The organism is Aquabacterium sp., assembly GCF_036279655.1.
GTDB lineage: Bacteria > Pseudomonadota > Gammaproteobacteria > Burkholderiales > Burkholderiaceae_C > Aquabacterium.
The window spans coordinates 1-4,389 of record NZ_DASUIT010000093.1 but is presented as its reverse complement, the minus strand read 5'-3'; the positions used below and the strand labels follow the sequence as shown (position 1 = coordinate 4,389).

The window sequence follows — 4,389 nt, the reverse complement described above, 5'->3', positions numbered from 1 at the left end:
TTGCCGGGATCCTTGGCCAGGGCGTCTTCCAGCAGGGCCAGGGCCGAGTCGGCATCGCCGGCATCGACCAGGTGTTCGGCCTCCTGCGTTTCCACCAGGGATTCGATCTCGCCTTCATCGGGCACATGTTTGGCCAGGAATTCTCGGATCTTCTCGGCGGGCAAAGCCCCTACGAAGCCATCGACGGGTTGCCCTTGTGTGAACATCACGCAAAAGGGGATGGAGCGCACGCCGAACATCTGCGAGAGCTGTCCTGCGATTTCGGGCTGCTCGTCGGCATTGAGCTTGGCCAGCATGAAGCGTCCGGCGTACTCCTGTTCCAGCTGTTCCAGCACCGGGCCCAACTGCTTGCAGGGGCCGCACCAGGGGGCCCAGATGTCCAGCAGAACGGGCACCCGGGCCGAGGTGGCCAGCAGGTCGGTTTCGAAGTTTTCGAGGGTGATGTCGATCATGGTGTGAGCCTGGTTGCCGCCTTTTCGGGTGCGACCGCCTAAAATCGGGTTTTTGTTTGACAGGAGAGCGCTGTGAACAGCACAACGCCCTTGATCGGTGTGGTGATGGGGTCCAGCAGTGACTGGGACATCATGCGCCTTGCCGCCGAGATTTTGACCGACTTCGGAGTGCCCTTCGAAGCCCAGGTGGTTTCTGCCCACCGCATGCCCGATGAACTGTTCCGCTACGCGGAGCAGGCGCGTGGCCGTGGACTGCAGGCCATCATCGCCGGTGCCGGGGGCGCTGCCCACCTGCCGGGCATGCTGGCGGCCAAGACGCCCGTGCCCGTGCTGGGGGTGCCGGTGCCCTCGCGCCACCTGCAGGGGGTCGACTCCCTGCACTCCATCGTGCAGATGCCCAAGGGCGTGCCGGTGGCCACCTTTGCCATCGGTGCGGCCGGTGCCGCCAATGCGGCCCTGTTTGCCGTGGCCATGCTGGCCAACCACGATGAGGCCTTGCGCGACAAGCTCGACGCTTTCCGCGCGCGCCAGACCGAGGTGGCACGCGCCATGACGGCCGACCTGACCCTGGATGACAAGTAAATGAGCAACGGTGTGATTCTGCCGGGGGCCACCCTGGGTGTTCTGGGGGGCGGCCAGTTGGGCCGCATGTTCGTGCAGGCGGCGCAAGCCATGGGCTACGCCACCGCCGTGCTCGACGCCGACCCGACCAGCCCGGCCGGTCTGGTGTCGCACCACCATGTGCAGACCGGCTACCTTGACGCCGAGGGCCTGGCGCGCATGGCCCAGCTGTCTGCGGCGGTGACCACCGAGTTCGAGAACGTGCCCGCCCAGGCGCTCGACACCCTGGCAGCCACCTTGCCCGTGGCCCCTGCCGGTGCGGCCGTGGCCGTGTGTCAGGACCGAGCCCGTGAAAAGGCCCATTTCACCGGCTGCGGCGTGCCTTGCGCGCCCCACGCCGTGATCGAGACGGCGGCCCAGCTCGCGGCCGCGGGGGACGATCTGCTGCCTGGCATCCTCAAGACCGCCCGCATGGGCTATGACGGCAAGGGCCAGATCCGCGTCAAGACGCGGGCCGAACTCCAGGCCGCCTGGGACGAGCTCCAGCACGTCCCTTGCGTGCTGGAAAAGATGCTGCCCCTGGCCTTCGAGGTCAGCGTCATCGTGGCGCGCGCCCGCTCGGGCCAGGTCGTCAATTTCCCGGTGCAGCGCAATCTGCACCGCGACGGCATCCTGGCCTTGACCACGGTGCCCGCGCCGGGCGTGAGCGCCGAGTTGGCCGCGCAGACCATCGCGTCGGCCCGCAAGATCGCCGCGTCGCTGAACTATGTGGGTGTGCTCTGCGTCGAGTTCTTCGTGCTGCAGGACGGCTCCGTGGTGGCCAACGAGATGGCGCCCCGGCCGCACAACTCGGGGCACCACACCATCGATGCCTTCGATGTCTCGCAGTTCGAGCTGCAGGTGCGCACCATGACCAACCTGCCCCTGGTCGAGCCCGTGCTGCACAGCCCTTGCCTGATGATCAACCTGCTGGGTGATCTGTGGTTCGAGCCGGGCAGCAGCCAGCAGCGCGAGCCCGATTGGGCGGGCGTGCTGGCCTTGAGTGGCACCCACCTGCACCTGTATGGCAAGCACGAGGCCCGTCAGGGGCGCAAGATGGGGCACCTGACCGTGACCGGCGCCACCCTGGCAGCGGCCACCGAGGTGGCCCAGCAGGCTGCGGCGCTGTTGGGCATTGAGCCCTTCTGATCGAACCACCCCCTCAGGGAGCACCCCGCCCATGACCGTGCCCAAGCACCTGGACCCCGGCAGTCAGCGCGACGCCATCGACCGGGCCGCCGCACGGCTGGCCGACGGGCATCTGGTGGCCTTTCCCACCGAGACGGTCTATGGGCTGGGCGCGCGCGCCGATGACGACGAAGCCGTGGCCCAGATCTTTCAGGCCAAGGGGCGGCCCAGCCACCACCCGTTGATCGTCCATGTGCACCACCGTGACGCGGCCCTGGCCTTTGCCTCGGCCCTGCCGCCAGTGGCCCAACGCTTGATGGAGCGTTTCTGGCCGGGGCCCCTGACCGTCATCGTGCCGCGCAACCCCGCCATCGGGGCCGCTGCAGCGGGTGGGCAGGACACCATTGGTCTGCGTTGCCCCGACCACCCTGTCGCCCTGGCCTTGCTGCGCGCGGCCGCCGAGCACGGCGTGCTGGGTGTGGCGGCGCCCAGCGCCAACCGTTTTGGCCGCATCAGCCCGACACGGGCCGAGCATGTCCTGTCCGAGTTCGAGCACGAGGACCTGTGGGTGCTCGATGGCGGCATGTGCGAGGTCGGCATCGAGTCGGCCATCGTCGATTGCTCACGGGAACACCCGGTGCTGCTGCGCCCGGGCCAGTTGACCCGCGATGAACTGGAGGCGGCCGCCTGCGAGCCCATCCGCTGGTCACGTCCGGAAGCGCCGGATCCAAAAGCCCCGCGGGCTTCGGGCACGCTGCTGGCGCACTATGCGCCCCGCGCCAAGGTGCGCCTGATGAGCGAAGCCGAACTGATCGATGCGCTGGACAAGCTGATTCCCGTGCTGGTGGGCTGGTCCGAGCCCGGTCCGCAGGTGGCGGTGTACTCGCGCAGCGCCTGGGCTCATCGGCCGGGCCAACCCGGCGTGGCCATGCGCGTGATGCCCGCCCAGCCTGCGTTCGCGGCCCACGAACTGTTTGCCGATCTGCGCGACATGGACGCCCTGGGCGTCGAGCAGATCTGGGTGGAGCACCCACCGGCCGACGCGGCCTGGGACGGGGTGCTCGACCGCCTGATGCGCGCGGCGGCGGCCTGAGGCCACGGAGCCGTCTGCTGGCGCATGTATGCTTGCATTTATTCATTTGGAGATGGCATGACCCGCCTTGTTGATGTGCACCCCACCCCGTTGATGACCACCGTGCGCCGAGGCGTGCTGGCCCTGGGCACCATGGCCGCGCTCGGCCTGGGCCTGAGCGGCTGTGGTGGTGGGGATCAGGTCAAGACCTTCACGCCCTCGAAGATCGTGTCCTTTGGCGATGAGGCCAGTGTGCTGGCCTCCGAAGTGGTCGGTTCGGGGCAGATCAACGGCTTGAAACACACGGTCAATGCCGTGCTGATCGAGCGTGGAGTGATCTCTCAGTTCGTGCCCGCCCTGCCCACCGGGGCGACTTTCCTGGACACGCAGTGGACGGCGACTTACGGCGCCTGGTATCCCACGGCGCCAGAGGTGGGCAGTCCGGCGGTGGTCGCCGACACGGGCAACAGCGTGGTGCGCCGCCTGTTCACGATGGACGTGACCTACACCCCCAGCGGTGGCGGCTCGACCGTGACCAACGCCAGTTCGACGGTGGGGTTCGACTATGCCTATCTGTGCACCCAGAACCGTCTGTGGATTCAGCTGCTGGCCAACTCCTACGGCTTGGGCTACAAGAGCCAGTGCGGTCTGGACAGCGATGGCGCCGTGACCTATGCCGCTGCCGGCGCCACCGTGGCCGACGTGGCCACCCAGGTGACGACCCACTACAGCGAGCTGAACGACTCGACCTTGGTGACCATGCTGGCAGGCCAGAACGACATCCTGGCTGCGTATGACAGTGCAGACACCACCCCGGTGGCAGAAGCGGCGCTCAAGCTCAAGGGGCAGCAACTCGGTGCCATCGTCAACGAGATCATCAAGACCGGCGCGCGTGTGCTGGTGGTGACCGTGCCCGATCTGAGCTATTCACCCTACGCCCGTGCCGATGGCGATGCTGGCCGTGCGCGCATGCGGGCCCTGGTGGCCGCCTTCAACGATGGCCTGATCGGCTCGGGGGGGGTGAAGAACGATGGCCATTTCATCGGGCGCGTCAAGGGCTATGAGCAGGTTCGCTACATGACGGACGACGCCTCGACTTACGGCCTCTCGAATGTGGTCGATCCGGTGTGTGATCCG

General features: G+C 67.5%; 5 protein-coding genes. 4 read left to right on the top strand and 1 reads right to left on the bottom strand.

Features of this window, described 5'->3' with window-relative positions; all coding sequences use genetic code 11:
* A partial coding sequence (locus tag VFW84_RS11230) for a thioredoxin family protein (RefSeq protein ID WP_329680543.1) occupies positions 1–452 on the bottom strand: 452 nt, incomplete at its 3' end.
* 105 nt (positions 453–557) lie between these two features.
* Between VFW84_RS11230 and purE the strand changes: the two genes are divergently transcribed.
* The 4 genes from purE to VFW84_RS11210 form a co-directional block, all read left to right on the top strand.
* The gene (gene purE, locus VFW84_RS11225; protein WP_329680544.1) at positions 558–1,034 is read left to right on the top strand and encodes a 5-(carboxyamino)imidazole ribonucleotide mutase; all 477 of its coding nucleotides are present in this window, start codon (positions 558–560) and stop codon (positions 1,032–1,034) included.
* On the top strand, positions 1,035–2,201 hold the full coding sequence (locus VFW84_RS11220) for a 5-(carboxyamino)imidazole ribonucleotide synthase (RefSeq protein WP_329680542.1): 1,167 nt from the start codon (positions 1,035–1,037) through the stop codon (positions 2,199–2,201).
* 31 nt (positions 2,202–2,232) lie between these two features.
* The gene (locus VFW84_RS11215) at positions 2,233–3,273 is read left to right on the top strand and encodes an L-threonylcarbamoyladenylate synthase (protein ID WP_329680541.1); all 1,041 of its coding nucleotides are present in this window, start codon (positions 2,233–2,235) and stop codon (positions 3,271–3,273) included.
* A 57-nt stretch (positions 3,274–3,330) separates the two neighbouring features.
* Positions 3,331–4,389 (top strand): hypothetical protein (locus VFW84_RS11210; RefSeq protein WP_329680540.1); only part of this gene is annotated, 1,059 nt, incomplete at its 3' end.

Bases quoted from the DNA above. Each gene is read 5' to 3' on its own strand.
- purE (WP_329680544.1), top strand. From the start codon at position 558: ATGGGGTCCAGCAGTGACTGGGACATCATGCGCCTTGCCGCCGAGATT.
- VFW84_RS11215 (WP_329680541.1), top strand. From the start codon at position 2,233: ATGACCGTGCCCAAGCACCTGGACCCCGGCAGTCAGCGCGACGCCATC.
- VFW84_RS11220 (WP_329680542.1), top strand. From the start codon at position 1,035: ATGAGCAACGGTGTGATTCTGCCGGGGGCCACCCTGGGTGTTCTGGGG.